At 60.2% G+C, this 16575-nt stretch carries 13 protein-coding genes; 8 read left to right on the top strand and 5 right to left on the bottom strand.

Translation table 11 applies throughout. From position 1 onward, the window contains the following. Positions 1-4: 4 nt before the first annotated feature. The 3 genes from AC1D19_RS25730 to AC1D19_RS25720 form a co-directional block, all read right to left on the bottom strand. On the bottom strand, positions 5-1522 hold the full coding sequence (locus tag AC1D19_RS25730) for a TolC family protein (RefSeq protein ID WP_477765002.1): 1518 nt from the start codon (positions 1520-1522) through the stop codon (positions 5-7). Between the two features lie 117 nt (positions 1523-1639). Then, the gene (locus tag AC1D19_RS25725) at positions 1640-1855 is read right to left on the bottom strand and encodes a hypothetical protein (protein ID WP_477765001.1); all 216 of its coding nucleotides are present in this window, start codon (positions 1853-1855) and stop codon (positions 1640-1642) included. Between the two features lie 120 nt (positions 1856-1975). After that, positions 1976-4873 (bottom strand): ATP-binding protein, encoded by a 2898-nt coding sequence (locus tag AC1D19_RS25720; protein ID WP_477764969.1) that lies wholly within the window; start codon positions 4871-4873, stop codon positions 1976-1978. Positions 4874-5149: 276 nt separating this feature from the next. Between AC1D19_RS25720 and mhpA the strand changes: the two genes are divergently transcribed. Together mhpA and AC1D19_RS25710 are read left to right on the top strand one after the other, a co-directional pair. Next, on the top strand, positions 5150-6808 hold the full coding sequence (gene mhpA, locus AC1D19_RS25715; RefSeq protein WP_477764968.1) for a bifunctional 3-(3-hydroxy-phenyl)propionate/3-hydroxycinnamic acid hydroxylase MhpA: 1659 nt from the start codon (positions 5150-5152) through the stop codon (positions 6806-6808). A gap of 2 nt (positions 6809-6810) precedes the next feature. Then, positions 6811-7455, top strand: a complete 645-nt coding sequence (locus AC1D19_RS25710) for a TetR/AcrR family transcriptional regulator (protein WP_477764967.1) — start codon at positions 6811-6813, stop codon at positions 7453-7455. Positions 7456-7457: 2 nt separating this feature from the next. Here AC1D19_RS25710 and AC1D19_RS25705 read toward each other — a convergent pair whose 3' ends face one another. Beyond that, positions 7458-8708 carry an NADH:flavin oxidoreductase/NADH oxidase family protein gene (locus AC1D19_RS25705; RefSeq protein WP_477764966.1) on the bottom strand — a complete coding sequence of 417 codons (1251 nt, stop codon included), beginning with the start codon at positions 8706-8708 and terminating at the stop codon, positions 7458-7460. Positions 8709-8950: 242 nt separating this feature from the next. Between AC1D19_RS25705 and AC1D19_RS25700 the strand changes: the two genes are divergently transcribed. The 5 genes from AC1D19_RS25700 to AC1D19_RS25680 all read left to right on the top strand — a co-directional run bounded on the left by AC1D19_RS25700 (position 8951) and on the right by AC1D19_RS25680 (position 15155). Further along, positions 8951-9565 (top strand): TetR/AcrR family transcriptional regulator, encoded by a 615-nt coding sequence (locus AC1D19_RS25700; protein WP_477764965.1) that lies wholly within the window; start codon positions 8951-8953, stop codon positions 9563-9565. Positions 9566-9648: 83 nt separating this feature from the next. Next, the gene (locus tag AC1D19_RS25695) at positions 9649-10740 is read left to right on the top strand and encodes a VOC family protein (RefSeq protein ID WP_477764964.1); all 1092 of its coding nucleotides are present in this window, start codon (positions 9649-9651) and stop codon (positions 10738-10740) included. A gap of 81 nt (positions 10741-10821) precedes the next feature. After that, positions 10822-11778: a fumarylacetoacetate hydrolase family protein gene (locus AC1D19_RS25690; RefSeq protein WP_477764963.1), complete on the top strand. Its 957-nt coding sequence runs from the start codon at positions 10822-10824 to the stop codon at positions 11776-11778. Continuing rightward, positions 11778-13679 (top strand): acyl-CoA synthetase, encoded by a 1902-nt coding sequence (locus AC1D19_RS25685; RefSeq protein ID WP_477764962.1) that lies wholly within the window; start codon positions 11778-11780, stop codon positions 13677-13679. Before AC1D19_RS25690 ends, AC1D19_RS25685 begins: the two co-directional genes overlap by 1 nt. 156 nt (positions 13680-13835) lie before the next feature. Continuing rightward, the gene (locus AC1D19_RS25680; RefSeq protein ID WP_477764961.1) at positions 13836-15155 is read left to right on the top strand and encodes an outer membrane protein transport protein; all 1320 of its coding nucleotides are present in this window, start codon (positions 13836-13838) and stop codon (positions 15153-15155) included. Positions 15156-15517: 362 nt separating this feature from the next. On the opposite strand, the gene AC1D19_RS25675 is transcribed toward AC1D19_RS25680, so the two are convergent. After that, on the bottom strand, positions 15518-16243 hold the full coding sequence (locus tag AC1D19_RS25675) for a Crp/Fnr family transcriptional regulator (RefSeq protein ID WP_477756429.1): 726 nt from the start codon (positions 16241-16243) through the stop codon (positions 15518-15520). Positions 16244-16391: 148 nt separating this feature from the next. Here AC1D19_RS25675 and AC1D19_RS25670 point away from each other — a divergent pair, with 148 nt between their 5' ends. Continuing rightward, on the top strand, positions 16392-16571 hold the full coding sequence (locus AC1D19_RS25670) for a hypothetical protein (RefSeq protein WP_477756428.1): 180 nt from the start codon (positions 16392-16394) through the stop codon (positions 16569-16571). Positions 16572-16575 lie beyond the last annotated feature (4 nt).

Below are 16575 nucleotides of genomic sequence, written 5' to 3'. Positions count from 1 at the left end.
ATTCTCAGGAAAGTGGTGGCCGGTCGGCTTCGGCGGATGCAGTTGGGTTGGAGGGTTGTTCGAACACCTGCCAGCCCCCGCCCAGTGCCTTGTAGAGCTGCACGCTGTCGAGCAGCAGTCGGGTGTTGCTTTCGTTGGAGTTCAAGCGTGCCGCCAGGCGCGCTCGCTGCGAATCCAGCAGTGGCAACAGGTCGATCTGCCCGCGGTTATAGAGTGACTGGGCACGGTTCTGCGCAGCCTCGGAGGACGCGGCGGCCAATTGCAGCGACCCGGAGCGGCGGCGTTCCTGCGCAAGCGTGACGAGGGCGTTTTCCACATCCTCGAGCGCCCGTACGATGCCGTCTTCGGCGCGCAGCAGCGCCTCTTGTTGAGCACTTTCGGCAGCCTCGTTGATCGCTTGCGTGCGCCCGGCGTTGAAGAGCGGCATAGCCAGCAGGCCCGCCACGTTGGTGAAGCGCGCAACGCCGAGATCGGCACCGTTCAGGTTCAGACCCTGGCGGCCGAAGGACGCGCCGAGGAAGAGCTGTGGGAACCACTCAGCTTTCGCTTGCTGGCGACGAGCATTGGCGGCATCGAGCTGTGCCATCAGCGCCAGTACGTCAGGTCGGCGTTGCAGCAACTCGGCGGGCTGGCCGGGCTTGGCCTCGGGCACGTCGATCAAATCACCGCTTGAAGGCTGGATGTTTATGGTGTTGAAAGACTGGTCTGCGATCAGCACTGCGATACGGTGACGTGCCACCGCCACTTGGGTTTCCAGAGGCGGAATCTGCGCCCGCGCCGACAAGGCGTCGGTCTGCGCGCGTTCGACGTCGAAGGCGGATGCCAGTCCGACCTGTTGACGCGCGGTGACCAGACGCAGCGTCTCGTCCTGCATCGCCGAGATTGCGCGAAGCGTCGCGACCTGACGCTGCGCGCCGACCAGTGTGAAGTAGTTGCTGACGACGTCGCTCATCACCAGCAGGCGTACGCCGCGCATGCTGTGCTCCGCGGCCAGCGCATCGGCGTCTGCCGCTGCCGCGCCGGCGCGCAGGCGGCCGCTCAGGTCGAGTTCCCACGACACGTCCAGACCCACACTGGCGGTCTTGGTATCCGGATAGCCCTGTTTTACGGCTGAGTTGAAGCCGCTACTGCGGTCGCTGCCGGAGACGGATGCTCCGACGCCAGGAAGCAGCCAGGACTGGCTGACCGTTTCTCCGGCACGCGCGGCACGCAGGCGCTCGGCGGCAATCTTGACGTCGCGGTTCTCACGCGCGGCTCGGCGCACCAAATCCGTCAGCACCGGGTCGTGGTAGACCTCCCACCACGCCGCCTCGGGCTCCATTTCGGAGGCCGTGCTCGCGGCGAAGTTGCTCGGCAGGTCGACCGACGGCTTGACGACCGGCGTGGAGCAACCGGCCAGGGCGAGGGCGATCGAAGTGGCAAGGGCGGCCGCAACGACGAGCCCGGCCGGGCGCTCGGCCCGTTTCAAGGTTGTCCGAGCGGTGTGAAGGGGCAGTGGAAAGGAAACTGGTAGTCGCGGCATCGCATTGGACTCGTGTGGATTCGAGATGGCATCAGCGTAAGGCCCGGTGTGCACGAAGTCGTCAGCAAAGCGTCGCCGTTCGGTCGCCATATCGAGCGCACATTCATGTGGGAGACGTCACTCGCCGTCGGCATCTGCCGCGTGCTCGCCGGCTGCCAACGCGAGGTCCGAGGCAATCGACTCCAGCAGCTCTTCGGCTGACGAAAACTCGCGCTGTCGTCCGGTGACCAGGTTTTCGAGGCGGCCCACCAGGGCCCCCGGCATGGCATCGCTACGCAGCTTCACTACGTACGAGCGGCGGCTCGGGTATTTGGATTCAGGGTTCAGGATCATCGCGGACCAGGGGGGCAAGAAAGTTCGACGACAGCGTAAGCTGCCCCCTGGGTCGAGTCGTAAGCGAAAGGTCAGACTTCGGTCGGGACAGCACCCGCACCGCACAGAAATCGTGTCGCTTCAAGCCGACTTGGCAGCGTGAATCAGCGAGCGCGCACGTTTCACCAGCTCGGTTCCATCCGCTTCGGGCAACTGGTCAACCAGCGTCGCCAATGCCTGGTGGTCCTCGGCCACGGCGTCGTGGTGCTCGCACAGTTCGACCAGCGCTTGCAGCTCCAGCCATGGCGCTTCCTGGGCGCGAGCCTCCTCAACCGCGCGCCGCACCGCAACGCTGCCGGCGTCGGGCCGACCCTGTGCTCGCGAGATCGCTGCCTCCAGCAGCAATAGCTGTGGCAGGTATACGCGCTCGCCCAGTTCCTCGCCCACCCGAAATGCTTCCAGCAGCTCGACTTGCGCTGCGGTGCAATCACCTGCGAGCAGCAGCGTCTCGGTGGCGTAGCCGAGCACCTCACTGGCACCGGAGCGCATTCCAAGCCCGGTGTGTTCTTCATAGGCCTCACGGATGCGACGGTAGCCGTCGCGCGGTGCACCGTTGCGCGCGTCGGCCCAGCCGCGCCACCAGCGACAAGCCGTTCGCCCCAGTGCGAGCGAATACTCATCGACCAACTTCTGCATGTCGTCAGCCAGCGCGGCTACCCGCAGATGGTTCCCCAGCCGCACCTCGATCAGCACCTCCTGCCAGGCAGCGACCAGCCACGTCATAGGCTGGCGAAGCGCTTGCGCGCGGGTCCGCGCCCGCTGCATGTGGGCCCGGCCTTGCTCAACCAGGCCAGAGCGCACGAGTTCTATGGCCAGCATACCGTGCAGCATGACTTGAGGATCGACCGCAAAGATCTCGTTCGTCCCGATGTCCAGCGGCTCGGCGATCGCGAGGGCGCGCTCTAGCCAACTGCGGGTTGTCTGTGTGCGACCCTGGAGATGGTGCACCTCGCCCTGCACGATGCACGCCACCAGCATGAGCACTGGATCGTTCGCCTCGCACGAGAGGGCTTCGGCGCGTTCTGCCACCTCCAGCGCCAGCGCATAGTCGCCGCGCAGACCGAGCAGATAGCCGAATCCGTGCAGCAGGCGACCGCGCATTGGATGCTCGGGTACATTCGTTAGCAGCGTGTACGCGCGTTCGAACGCGTTCCTGGCTTCGCTGCCGACACCGAACGTGTGGAAAGCCGACACCCCCTGCAGTGTGGCCAAGGTAATTTCGAGTGCATCGCGCTCTATCCCTTCTGGTGCCTGCCGCAGCAGGACCAATGCGCGCTCAGTGAGACCGATGCACAAGGCCGGGCTGAAGTGCAGCAGCGCGGCTTCTGCGGCCTCGGCGTAATAGCTCAGCGCGGTCATCGGCTGCCGGGCCCGGTCGAAGTGCGTTGCCAGCTCCGAGGCAGCAACCGGCACTCCGGCCATGCGCTCGCGTTCGAGGGCATTGCCAACCTGGCGATGGAGGTGGGTGCGCAATGAGCGCGGCGTGCGGTCGTACAGTACCTGGCGGAAGAGGGCATGCCGAAACGAGTAGGGTTGCTCCACCGTCTCCTCGGGTTCTGCGGCCCGCGACCGCGTGAGCCACACCTGCTCGCGCACCAGTTCCTCGCAGGTGTGGGCCACAGTAGCGAGGTCGCGTTCGAGGGCCAGCGAAACCGTCTCAACCCGGAATTCGACTCCGCATACCGCTGCCGCCGAGAGCAGCGCAAGCTGCTCCGGCCCGAGCCTGGTGATGTAGTGATCAATGATGGCCGCGAGGTTCTCGGGAACCGCCATCCCCGTCAGCCGGGCCTCGATGGTGGCATCGTCGTCCGTTGGGTCCATCACTTCACTGATGACTGACGATACGAACAACGGCACACCGTCAGTGCGCTCGTGCAGGGCACGCACGAAGGCTTCATCGCGCGCCAGCGAGGCCGAACTCAGCGCAACATAGTCAGCGACCTCGGTTTCCGAGAACGGATCGAGCACCAATTCCTCGCACAGACGTTGCAGGCGCAGTTCGTGGCGCAACGAGCTGAGTGGATGATCGAGCGCAACCACCTCGGCGAGGCGGAAGCTCGACAGCCACATCAGCCGCGTGTGGCCACGTCGCCGCGCCACATAATTGATGAGCTGGACCGTCGCCCGATCGCTCCAATGCAGGTCTTCGGTTATCAGCAACAGCGGCCGCTGCTCCGTGTATCGGTCCAGCAGTTCGCCCATTTCCCGGAGCATGCGGTCCGGCCCGATGCCGGCAAGCTCGCGGCGCAACGCGTCTCGCTCTTGTGCGGTACTCAGCCACGGCAGTTGCAGCAGCCAGGTCGGCGCCACGTCGCGCAACAACGCCGGCAGAGTCGGGTCACTGCGGCACAGATCGGCCAACGCCTCCAGCACCGGCAGGTACGGTTCGCCGGTGCCGTAGTGCTCCACGCAATGGCCGCGTGCGCAGGTGATGCCGCCAAGGCTGGCGAGGAAATTTTCGATCAGCGTGGTCTTGCCAATCCCCGGTTCTCCAGCGAGCCAGACCACGGCCCGCTGGCCGCCATCCGCCCGTTCCCACGCCCGTTGCAGTCTTGAGATCTCGTCGGTGCGACCGATGAATGGCGGTGACGGATGCGCGCCGGCCGCCGGCACCGTTGCGGATGCAGGCGGTATCGAAGGTGCAGGGGAGGGCGCGGCGATGAAGCGATAGCCGCGCCTCGACACAGTCTCGATATAGCGGGGCTGCCTGGGGTCGTCGCCCAGCACCTTGCGCAGATCGCTGATGGCCGTCTTCAGCACCGAATCGCTGACGAACCGATGCCCCCACACGGCATCAAGCAAGGCATCCTTGGTCACCAGCGATCCCGGCTGGCGTGCAAGGACGCACAGCAGTGTGAAGGGAGTTGGCGCCAACGCCACGGCTTCTCCGTTGCGTGACAAGCAGGCGTTGGCTTCGTCGAGTTCGAACTCGACGAAGCGGAGCTGGACTGGGTTCGGTTGGGGCTGCGGACGCGCCACGTTGGATTCCTGAAGACTAAAACATGGGTGTGCCCTCGTGAGGCATGGCACGTGGTCACTCCAATAACAACGCTGATCGACTCAGAAGCCAAGCCTCACCGGTCGGAAACTGGCCCTCGGCATAGCTCACATGGCCTCATCACGGTGCGCTAATGATCCCGGAATATTAATGACAAAAATATCAATATTGAAATATTACTCAATATTACTTACCTTCACCTTGCCTGACGATGAGATCTCTACGTCTCACGACTTCAATCACAACAAGGGCTCGAGATGAACAACAACAAGAAAGCTACCGAACTGCCTCCCACCGCTGTCGATGTGCTGGTCGTCGGTAACGGTCCGGTAGGGGCGACAATCGCGGCGCTGCTCGGCCGCTACGGGGTAAAGACACTGGTACTGGACAAGACCCATGAGGTCCTGCTCATGCCTCGCGCCATTGCTCTGGATAACGAGGCGCTTCGCATCCTGCAACTCGCCGGATTGTCGGAAGACGCTTTCGAGAAGATCGCTATCCCTGAGGTGAGGATGCACTCCCCGGTCCTCGGGCAATTCGGTCGGGCCAATACCGCAGGATGCATCGACGGCCATCCCAAACTGGTGACTTTCTATCAACCCGACCTCGAACACGCGATGCGCAGCCAGGTTTCCCGGCTGAAGACAGTGACCAGCCTGGGAGGATTCGAGCTCGAGAACCTGGTCGAGGAATCAGATTGTGTCGTCGCCACCGTACGAGGCGATGATGGCCAGACGTATCCCGTTCGCGCCCAATACCTGGTAGGTGCGGATGGCGCAAGCTCCAGGGTCAGGGCACTGATTGGCCAGGAATTCGAAGGACAGACCTATGGTGAGGATTGGCTGATAGTCGATGCCAGGAACCGGCATAAGTCAGCCATTGATCACATCGAGTTTATCTGTGATCCACGACGCCCAACGCCGCACATGCCCGCACCCGGCGGAAGGGAGCGTTGGGAGTTCATGCTGCAACCAGGTGAATCCCGGGAAGAGCTGGAAAGCCCGGAAAGCATAGCCCGGTTAATCGCGCCATGGATCAATCCGCAGGAGCTGGAAATCGAGCGCAAGGCGGTGTATCGGTTCCACGCGCGCTGCTGCAACAGATTCAGCAAGGGGCGCATTTTTCTCGCGGGAGATGCAGCCCACATCACCCCCCCTTTTGTCGGGCAAGGTCTCGTAGCGGGACTGCGCGATGCAGCCAATCTTGCCTGGAAACTGGCCTGGGTCCTTCGCGGCCAAGCCGCGCCTTCAGTACTTGAAACCTATGACGTAGAGCGTCGCCCCCATGCCCAGGCGATGATCAATCTGGCGAAACTCATGGGCCGCCTGGTGATGCCGAGAAACAAGGTCGCAGCTTTCTTCATCCACGGCCTGATGCGCACGCTGGCGTTGACTCCCGCTACCAGAAAGTACTTCGAGCAGCTGGACATCAAGCCAAAGAACATCTTCAAACAGGGGCTGTTCGTGCAGCATCGTCGTGGCGACAAGCTGGTTCGTGGCAGTCTGTTTCCCCAAGCCTGGGTTCGCAACATGCAACAGCAGGTCCAACTGAGCGACGATGCTCTTGGAGCCAACCTGACCCTGGTTGGATTCGGTGTTGATCCGTTGTCACTGCTGACCGCTGCTCAGGTCGTTTCCTGGGACAAAATGGGAGGCCACTTCTTGCAGATCGGACCCTGCGGCCAGCGCTCTGGCGGCGGTTGCGACTTCATCGAAGACCTGAACCATGGCATCCTGCCGCTGGCTGCCAAAGGCACGCTGGTTGCGGTTCGCCCCGACCGTATCATCATGCACCACGCCCCAGGCGCAGATGCATGCAGTCTCATTCGAGACTGCATGGGCCTGTTGGCTAGCGCCGACGCCACAGCCGATAGCGTTTCCATTACCATTAACGAGCCCCCTCGATTAAGAGCCTGAAGATGCCTTCCCCCACTTTTCCTTCAGAAGCAACTGAGCAAGAGCCTCTCACTCGGGGGCACAAGAAGCGTGAACGCACCCGTCGCGGCCTGGTGGACGCGGCATTGCGTCTTGTCGCACGTAAGGAGGTGGGGGAGATCGCACTGCTCGATGTCGCCTCGGAGGCCGCGGTATCCAACGGCACCATCTACAACTATTTTCGAACGCGCGACGAAGTACTCGAGGCGGTTGGCATCGCCATGGCGAGCGAGTTCTCCGATGCCATTTCCGCCCTGAGTTCGGATGTGCACTGCGGTGCACAGCGGCTTTCGATTGGTGTGCGCATGTTCGTATGCCGGGCCGCGTACGACCATCAATGGGCCAATGCACTGCTGCGCATCATCCATTCCGATCAGACCATGCGCTCGCGCCTGGCTGCTCATGTGCTGGGCGACCTGCGTGAAGGTTTGAGCGCGGGCATTTTCGCTTACGAGGACGAAGGGATCGCCCTGGACATGGTCGTATCGTGCACAACCGGCGCCATGCGCTCGGTTGTCGAAGGGCGTGTGGTGGCGGAACACGACCAGCGGGTCGCCGAGATGATTCTCAAGGCTTTGGGCGTAACACCTGCCAGAGCCAAGAGAATCGCCGGTAAGCCGCTACCCTGATGTCATCCTCGACCCGCCAGGCCCCGGCCAATCCATTGCCGATAGGTCTTCGCCTGGCGACGAGACTTCAGCTGATTGCCGATCAATGCCATGAGTGGCGACGTCCTGGGTTTTGTCCGTTTCCCTTGGCTCAGCAAGCCGAGCTGCTTCTTGATCACCGACGCCACTGCAAGCGATGCCAGCGCCTTGTTCTTCCAGCGGACGACGATGGGCTCCACTTCGGTGTCCTGACCTGCCATCCACTGACTTGGCAGGGTCGGCTCGATTGCCAACGCGGTGGCAAGCCCCACCATCGACACCGAGCCGCTCACCACTCGCTCCGCCACCTCCTTTCTACGCACGCCGCCGGTAACCATCAGCGGCATGCGCGCTATTTCTCCTATTTTCTCCGCGCACTCGAGGAAATAGGCTTCTCGAGCCAAGCGGCTGCCATCGCGTGTTTGCCCCTGCATCGCCGGGCTTTCGTAGCTGCCGCCGGACAACTCGACCAGGTCGACCGCCTTGGCGTTGAGCATTTCCACCACCCGGGCCGCATCCTCGGCATCGAAGCCACCGCGCTGAAAGTCCGCGGAATTGAGCTTCACAGCGACGCAAAAGATCGGTGCCACTCGCTGACGTATTGCGTCGATGGTTCGCAGGAGAATTTGCGCACGATTTTCCAGGCTGCCACCCCAACAGTCGCTACGCTGGTTGGTCAAGGGCGAAAGGAATTGGCTGAACAGGTAGCCATGCGCTGCATGAATCTCCACGCCGGTGAATCCGGCACGCTCAGCCAGCACTGCAGCCTGGGTATAGCGCTCAATCAGTTCTTCGATCTCCTGCTCATTCAAAGCCCTGGGCGGCACAAAAGCTTTTGAAAGTCCGGGAATGTCGACAGCAACCGCGGAGGGACCCCGTGCCGATTGCCCCATGGAAGCCAATAGCTGCCGTCCGGGATGATTGATTTGCATCCAGGCCTGGGCTCCACGACTGCGGCAAGCATCGGCCCATAGCCTGAATTGGCCCAGGTTTCGATCGTCCTCAAGCACCACGCCAGCGGGGCCGGTCAAGGCGTGGCGGTCAACCATGACGTTGCCAGTGATGATCAGGCCTGCTCCACCGTCCGCCCAACGCCGATAAAGCTTGACCAGCGCCTCCCCTGGAGCGTGATCCTCGTTGGCAAGATTCTCCTCCATGGCAGCCTTGGCGATCCGGTTTGGAATCACCGTGCCGTTAGGCAAACGAAGCGGTTTGAAGAGCTTTGAGTCGGTCATGTTCTGTCCTTCAGCTGATAAAAAGTCGACCAGCCCGCGCAGGGCTTGATGTGCCGGGAAGGCAAGCCTGAAATACAACACAATTGAACATGCGTGTTCAATTGTGTCAATGATTCAGGACTTTAATTGACCCGGCTTCAGGTCGATTTTCAGACAGGAAGCCTACATCTTGAAAAATATGGTTGACGGAAAATGAACACGAGTGTTCAATCGGTCCATGAGGTAATCCTGGAGAGAGAACCGTGGAATCCCTGAATCCAACACAGCGCCGCATTCACCAAGCCGCCTTTCGCCTGTTCGCTGAAAGAGGCACCTCACAAGTGAACATTCTCGACCTCGCACAAGAGGCAGGCGTGGCGCGCGGAACGGTCTATAGCAACATCGACAGCATGGAAAGCCTGTTCGAGGCGGTCGCCAGTCATCTTGCGAGGGAGATGCACGAGCGCGTCAACAAGAGCTTCAATTCCCTCTCGGATCCGGCAAATCGCCTTGCCAATGGCATTCGATTCTTCATTCGTAGAGCGCATGAGGACTCCCAGTGGGGCGCATTCATCCATAAATTCGCCATGAGCAATTCTTCGTTGCGCGAAATGTTCAGCAGCCAAGCGACTACGGATCTTCTGAGCGGGCTTTCCACTGGGCGCTACACGTTTGCGCAGGAGCAATTGCTCTCAGTACTGACGTTGATATCGAGCAGCGTCCTGGGCTCGATTTTCCTGGTACTGGAAGGTCACAGAACGTGGCGAGAATCGGGCTCTGACACCGCCGAACTGGTACTGCGAGCATTGGGTGTGCCACCAGAGGAGGCTCGTGCGCTGGCGACCAAAGAGTTGCCGGCACTTCCGTCTCTCGACTGAGCTCCTAACTGACTCAACCAGACAACACCCCTGGCTTTTCAGGGGTGCGGGACAGCTTTGCCCTAAAAACCCGGAAAACAACAATGAACAACAAAAACGAATTGCACCGGTTGGCGACACCACACCCCGCGCGGCATCCGCAGCCGACGGTAAAGGCCCAGGATCTGACTCACCTGATTTTCCAACGGCCGGACTTGAAGGAGGCGGCGCGTTTCCTGACCGACTTCGGCCTGACGGTAAGTCGTCAGGACGCCGATACGCTCTACCTGCGCGCCACCGAGCCCACTTCATACTGTTACCGTATCCATCTTGCAGAACAGGCGCGTTTTATCGGATTCGGGCTGGCAGTGCAGTCTCGTGAGGATCTGGAAAAACTCACCCGAATCCCGGGTGCGTCACCGGTCGCGAAATCGGACCATCCGGGCGGCGGGTACTACGTCAGACTGACCGATCCTTCCGGCTTCACGGTGGAAGCTGTCTGCGACCAGACTCCAGGTGAAACGCTGGCACACCGGGCTCCGCTTGCCTGGAATCTGGCGCACGAGCAACCGCGAATCAACGCCACGCAGCGCCCGCCGATTGCTCCCCCTGAAGTACTCAGGCTTGGCCACATCGTGATCGAGGTGGCCGACTACCAGGCGACCTGTGCCTGGTATACGCAGCATTTCGGGTTTATTCCCAGCGATGTGCAGGTACTCCCCGATGGCACTCCCATAGTCGCCTTCATGCGCCTTGATCTCGGTGACATTCCCGCGGCTCACCATACGCTCGCCATTGCCCAAGGGTTCATGGCGACCTATAGCCATAGCGCCTATGAGGTCGTCGATGCCGACGCGGTGGGCATGGGGCAGCGGGTCCTGCGAGAGCGGGGTTGGGAGCACTCATGGGGAATCGGTCGGCACATCCTGGGCAGTCAGATCTTCGATTACTGGCAAGACCCATGGGGCGATAAGCACGAGCATTACTGCGACGGGGATATTTTCACGGCCAGTCGGCCTACGGGCATTCATCCGGTTAGCCCAGAGGCAATGGCGCAGTGGGGTCAGCGCATGCCCAAGAGTTTTACAAAGCCCAAGATGAGTTCAAGCAGTCTGCGTGCGCTGATCCGCAACCTGCGACGCAGCCCGGACCTGACAATTCGCAAGCTGATAACGCTTATGCGGATGTTCGGGTAGATCCGTCAGCCCCCCTCAGAACAACACCACAGTTCTCGCGCCACCGAGCACGGGACAAACACTGCTCCAGGAGTACCTTCAATGTCTGCTGTACACGTAGTCCGCTTTGAATTTGAGAACGGTATCCACTGGGGCGTGCTGCGCCAAGGCCGTATCACGCTGGTCCCCGGTGCTTTTGAAACCACCGGTGAATTCATTCGCCAGAACAGTATCGACGACCTCGCTCAACTCAAAGGTACGGAGCTTGCGGAGGGCGAAGTAAAACTGCTGTCGCCGGTGACCCGTAACCAGCAGTTCGTCTGCCAGGGCGCCAACTATCGGCAGCACATGATCGAGTCGGGCATGGACCCGGATGCGAAGAAATTCAACATGATCTTCACCAAGGCGACGAGTTGCCTGGTAGCGGCTGACAGTGACCTGATCAAGCCGCGCAGCGTGCGCTTCCTCGACTACGAGATTGAACTGGGGCTGGTGATGAAACGCGCGATCACCGGCGCTGTTGCTGTCACCGACGCCAATCTGCATGAGTTCATCGCAGGTGTCGTCATCGTCAATGACTACTCGGCTCGTGACATTCAGATTCCCCAAATGCAGTTCTACAAGGGCAAGAGCTTCCGCACTTTTGGCCCGGTCGGTCCCTACCTCTGTCTTCTGGGTGCCAAGGACATGCATTACCTCAAAGCACTGCAACTGCGCCTGACAGTCAACGACCAGGTGCGACAGAGCGACAGCACGGCCAACCTGGTTTACGGTCCGGCTGAAACCCTTACCGAACTTTCCGGCTTACAAGATCTCGCCGTTGGCGACCTGATCGCCACCGGTACGCCTGCCGGCTGTGCCCTGACGATCCCTTCGCCTGCCAAAATGCGCATTGCAGCCCTGCTGCCCGAAGCCACCAAGTGGAAGCTTTTCCTCAAGGCGCAGGAAGGCCGGACGCAGTATCTCAAGGTAGGTGACGTGGTCGAGGCGCGTATTCGCAGCGCCGATGGCGTGGTCGACCTCGGCGTGCAACGCAACCGAGTCGTGGGGGAAGCCTGATGGTTGTGCAGACCCTGAACGACATCGAAAGTCTCGAACGAGTCCCCTTGTCGGAGCGTGGCCTGGCTTGCAGCACTTATGAAGCGCTGCGACAGGCGGCCGAGTACTTCCCTCAGGCACCGGCGCTAAGTTTCTTCGCCGATGCCGCCGATTTCAAGCGCACCTGCGAGTGGAACTACTCCCAGCTCTTCGCGGATATCACCCGCGCGGCAAATGCCTTCCATGACCTGGGCATAAAACCGGGTGAGGTGCTTGCCTTCATCCTGCCCAACCTGCCGGAAACCCATTTCACTATATGGGGCGGGGAGGCAGCAGGCATCGTCATGGCGATCAATCCTCTGCTCGAGGCCAGGCAGATGGCTGGCTTGCTGAATGCCGCGAAGGCATCCGTGGTGGTGACGCTCGCGCCGACGGCGGGCAGCGATCTGTGGCCCAAACTGGCTTCGCAGCTGGATCAGTTAACCACGGTCAAGTCTGTCGTTTGGGTCAGCATGGAGCCCTATGTCGCCGAACCAGTGCGTAGGGCCCTGAAAGCTGTGGCATTGAACGAACGAGACTTACACCGCGACATCGCGATCCACGATTGGCAATCGCTGATGAATACTCAGCCGCACACACACCTGAAAAGCGGTCGGCAAATTCGCCAGGATGAGTGTTCCTCCTATATCTGTACGGGCGGCACCACCGGGCTCCCCAAGATCGCCGCGCGTACCCATGGCTCGGAAGTATTCAATGCATGGGCCATGGCTGCTCATATGCAGCCACGCAGCGTTGGCCAGGTTATCTTTTGTGGTCTGCCGCTGTTTCATGTCAATGGACAACTGGTGACGGGACTGATGCCTTGGACTCAAGGCGACCATGTGATCCTCGGGACGCCTCATGGGTATCGTGGCGAGGGGGTGATCCCGCGATTCTGGGAGATGGTCGAGCACTTCGGTATCAACTTCTTTTCCGGCGTGCCAACGGTCTATGCCGCACTTCTGCAAAATGAATGCGAGGGCCGTGACCTGTCCAGTCTTCGCTATGCGATGTGTGGCGCCGCACCCATGCCGGCTGAGCTTTTCCGGGAGTTCGAGCGCCGGACCGGGCTAAAGATCCTTGAGGGTTACGGTCTTACCGAGGGCGCCTGCGTTTCCTCAGTCAATCCGCCTCATGGCGAGCGCCGTATCGGCTCCATCGGGATACGGATCGCCTACCAGAATATGCGCGCGGTCGTGCTCAATGAGTCTGGAGAGTACCTGCGCGACGCCAACGTGGATGAGATCGGCCTCATCACGATCAGTGGTCCGAACCTCTTCGATGGCTATCTGGAGGAGCGTCATAACCAGGGCCTTTGGATCGATATCGACGGTCAGCGCTGGCTGAATACGGGCGATCTGGGGCGTCAGGATGCGCAGGGTTACTTCTGGCTGACCGGACGCAAGAAGGAGTTGATCATCCGCGGCGGTCACAATATCGATCCCAAGCAAATCGAGGAGGCGCTGCAGGCGCATCCCGCCGTCGCCCTGGCCGCTGCGATCGGCAGCCCCGACGCCTATTCGGGCGAGGTGCCGGTCGCCTACGTTCAACTGCGCCCCGGGTACACCTGCAACGCTGAAGAACTTGAGTCGTTCGCTCAACTCAACATCAGCGAGCGGGCTGCAGTTCCCAAGCGCATTGAAATCCTCGAAACGTTGCCACTGACTGCCGTGGGCAAGATATTCAAGCCCGCCTTGCAGCAGCGCGAGATTGCCAGGGTAGTCCAGCTGGAAGTGGAGCACCTGTGTCTGCGGGAGATTGCGGTGGACGTGGTACAGGACGGTCGTCGCGGGCTAGTCGCATGCATACGGGCCGGGGCCGATGAGGAGAACCTGGCCCGCCTTCTGGGTCGCTACAGCTTTCAAGTGGAGTGGCTTGAATGAGCCCGAATTTGCCACCGTAAGCCCGGCAAACATGCCTTGGTGCTGTTCCGCCAGGGCCTTTACACAACTTCGGTCAACTTCAACTGGCACTGACAAGTGCACGGGAAGGCGAAGCCTTGCCTGCGTGCAATCAAAAAAATAATAAAGAGGTGGAAAATGAAACTGAATAGCCGTGCGATTCCTTATTTCTCCGCTCCACGAACAAGTGCTGGCTGGATTAAGTTTACCGGCGCGATCGCAATACTCACCGCCTCAACAACCGCGGGCGCCAATGGCATTGCCCTTAATGAACAGAGTGCAAGCAGTGCGGGAACGGCGTATGCGGGAAGGTCGTCTTCGGCGCTGGACGCCAGTACCATCTTTGGAAATCCTGCGGGCTTGACCAAGTTGAAGCGTAGTGAGATTTCCGGCGGAGCCGAGGTCGTCTCGGTGAGCGACGACATCAGTGATGCGCAGAGCAGTGCCTCAGGAACGAATAAAGGGGACTCGGTACCTTTGGGGGTCGTGCCCTTCGCCTATATGTCGACGCCGCTTGACGATCGTTTTTCGATAGGTCTGGGTCTTTATGCTCCGAGTGGCCTGATCAATGACTACGAGAGCAGTTTTCAGGGTCGCTACCATGGTTCCTATAGCACGACCAAGGAAATAACCCTGCAGCCCACCATTGCCTATCGGATCAATGATTACGTGTCCATTGGTGGCGGACCGACCATAAACCATTTCAATGCCAAGCTTCAGAATGACCTGGCCACCGGCGCCCTGAACAACGGCGAGGACACACGGGTCACCATCAAAGGCGATGACACGGCATTTGGATACAACATCGGCGTCTTGTTTGATTTGAGTGATGCGACCCGTTGGGGGATTAACTATCACTCGAAGGTGAGCTATGAACTCAAAGGGCATACTGAGGTTTCCGGCTCCCCGAGCGTTATCCCGCTGGACGGAAACTATGACAACAAGATAGACATCACTATGCCCGAATCCGTGGACACGTCCATCACCCATCATTTCAACAGTCGCTGGACGGGATACCTGGGGACCACCTGGAAACGTTGGAGCCGGATCAAGAAGGTCGAGGCAGTCAACAGCGGTCTTTCCCCCCTGGGCCAGGCGGCTGGCCTGGGAAGTGTGACCGAAGAAATGAACTGGCACGACACGTGGTCCACCGCAGTCGGCGCCTCCTGGCAATTGAACCAACAATGGCTGCTGCGCGCAGGTTACGCCTATGATCCGTCGCCCATTGGAAATGCCGATCGCAGCGTGCGCGTTCCGGTTGGGAATCGCCAGGCCGTGACCTTGGGCGGTGCTTATTCGCCGAATGCCGATCTGACGATAGACTTTGCTTATGGTTATCTCTGGGATTCCAAAGTATCAGTAAAACAGTCGAACAACTCCGGTCTTCAACCGGAATACAGTGCCGACTACGAAAATAGTGCGAATGGGATTTCAGTGCAGGCAACCTATCGGTACTAATCGATGCGACTCAATTCTTGATAGAGTCCATTTTTGCGAGCCTTTCCGAAGATTCACCTTTAATCGTTAATCAACTATCCAACTGGGGTGTGAGCAGTTCTGTCTGTTAATCAGCACCCACTGCCGTGAATACTTTCGCGGTAGTGGGTGGGTAGTCATTGCAATACGTCTAATCCATCGAGTTTGCCACGTGAACCTTCTCAATCAGTCCAGATTATCGATCAGGCTTTTGACCTCGTTCGTCATCTGCGCCCTGATCCCCATGGCCGTGGGTGGATTGGGAATGGTGGGCATCCAGAGGGTTTAGCAATCCCGCGATTGAGTATCTATCTGGGTCGAAAGCCCTTGCCATGATTTATTCATTAGTCACGCCGCAATGGAAAGTAGGGCAGCAATCGTTCGGTTTCTCTTCTAACCACGGCGTAGCATTCGCAACTCAGCTCCTCGAGCCTGGCCCTGTCCAGGATCCTGATGTGCCCCCGACTGTATTCGATAACACCCAGGCGCTGTAGCTTGCCGGCGGCGTCGGTCACGCCTTCGCGGCGTACACCCAGCATGTTGGCGATCAACTCCTGGGTCATGGTCAGTTCATTGCCTTGCAGGCGATCGAGGGACAACAGCAACCAGCGGCACAGCTGCTGGTCGATGGAGTGGTGGCGGTTGCACACCGCCGTCTGGGCCATTTGCGTGATCAGTGCCTGGGTGTAGCGCAGCATCAGCAGCAGCATCTCTTCATGGCGGTTGAACTCGTCCTTGAGCTGCTGGCCGGGTAACCGGTAAGCATGCCCGGCACTTTGCACAACGGCGCGGCTGGGCGTGCTTTCGCCGCCCATGAAGACTGCAACACCGATCAGGCCTTCATTGCCGACAACCGAAATTTCGGCCGAGGCGCCGTTCTCCATCACATACAACAGCGACACGATGGCGTCGGTGGGGAAGTAGACATGCCGCAGAGCGCCGCCGGACTCATAGAGCACTTTGCCCAGTGGCAGCTCGACCGGTTCGAGGTGGGGGAGCAGGCGATCCAGCGCATGCGCCGGAAGCGCTGCCAGGAGGTAGTTCTGTTGTGGCTTGGGTACAGCAAACATATCAGCCACCGTTCAAGGGCGAATACCCTGATCGGGACAGGTTACTCCAAAGCGCACTATGCGGGGCAACGCACCGAAGCAAGCCCGGCAATCTGCGATGCTCAAGGGTACGACGCTGCATCTGCAGCGCCAAACGTTGGAGGTTGTCATGAGCAAGCACATTGACCCGAATCTTCGCCAGGGTCCCGGCAAGCCCACTGCGAAACAGCCACAGAACATGCCGATCCCCCTTCATTACAAGCCTGGCCAGTCTGCCAACCAGCCGGTACACACCAAGCTGGGTGAGGCCGTGCAGCCGCACCACCAGGGCCCGAGTTTTCCTGTCTGAATCC

This window comes from Pseudomonas sp. P1_C12, assembly GCF_056406435.1.
Note: the sequence above shows the minus strand (reverse complement) of the source record. Positions and strands in the feature narration are given on the sequence as shown.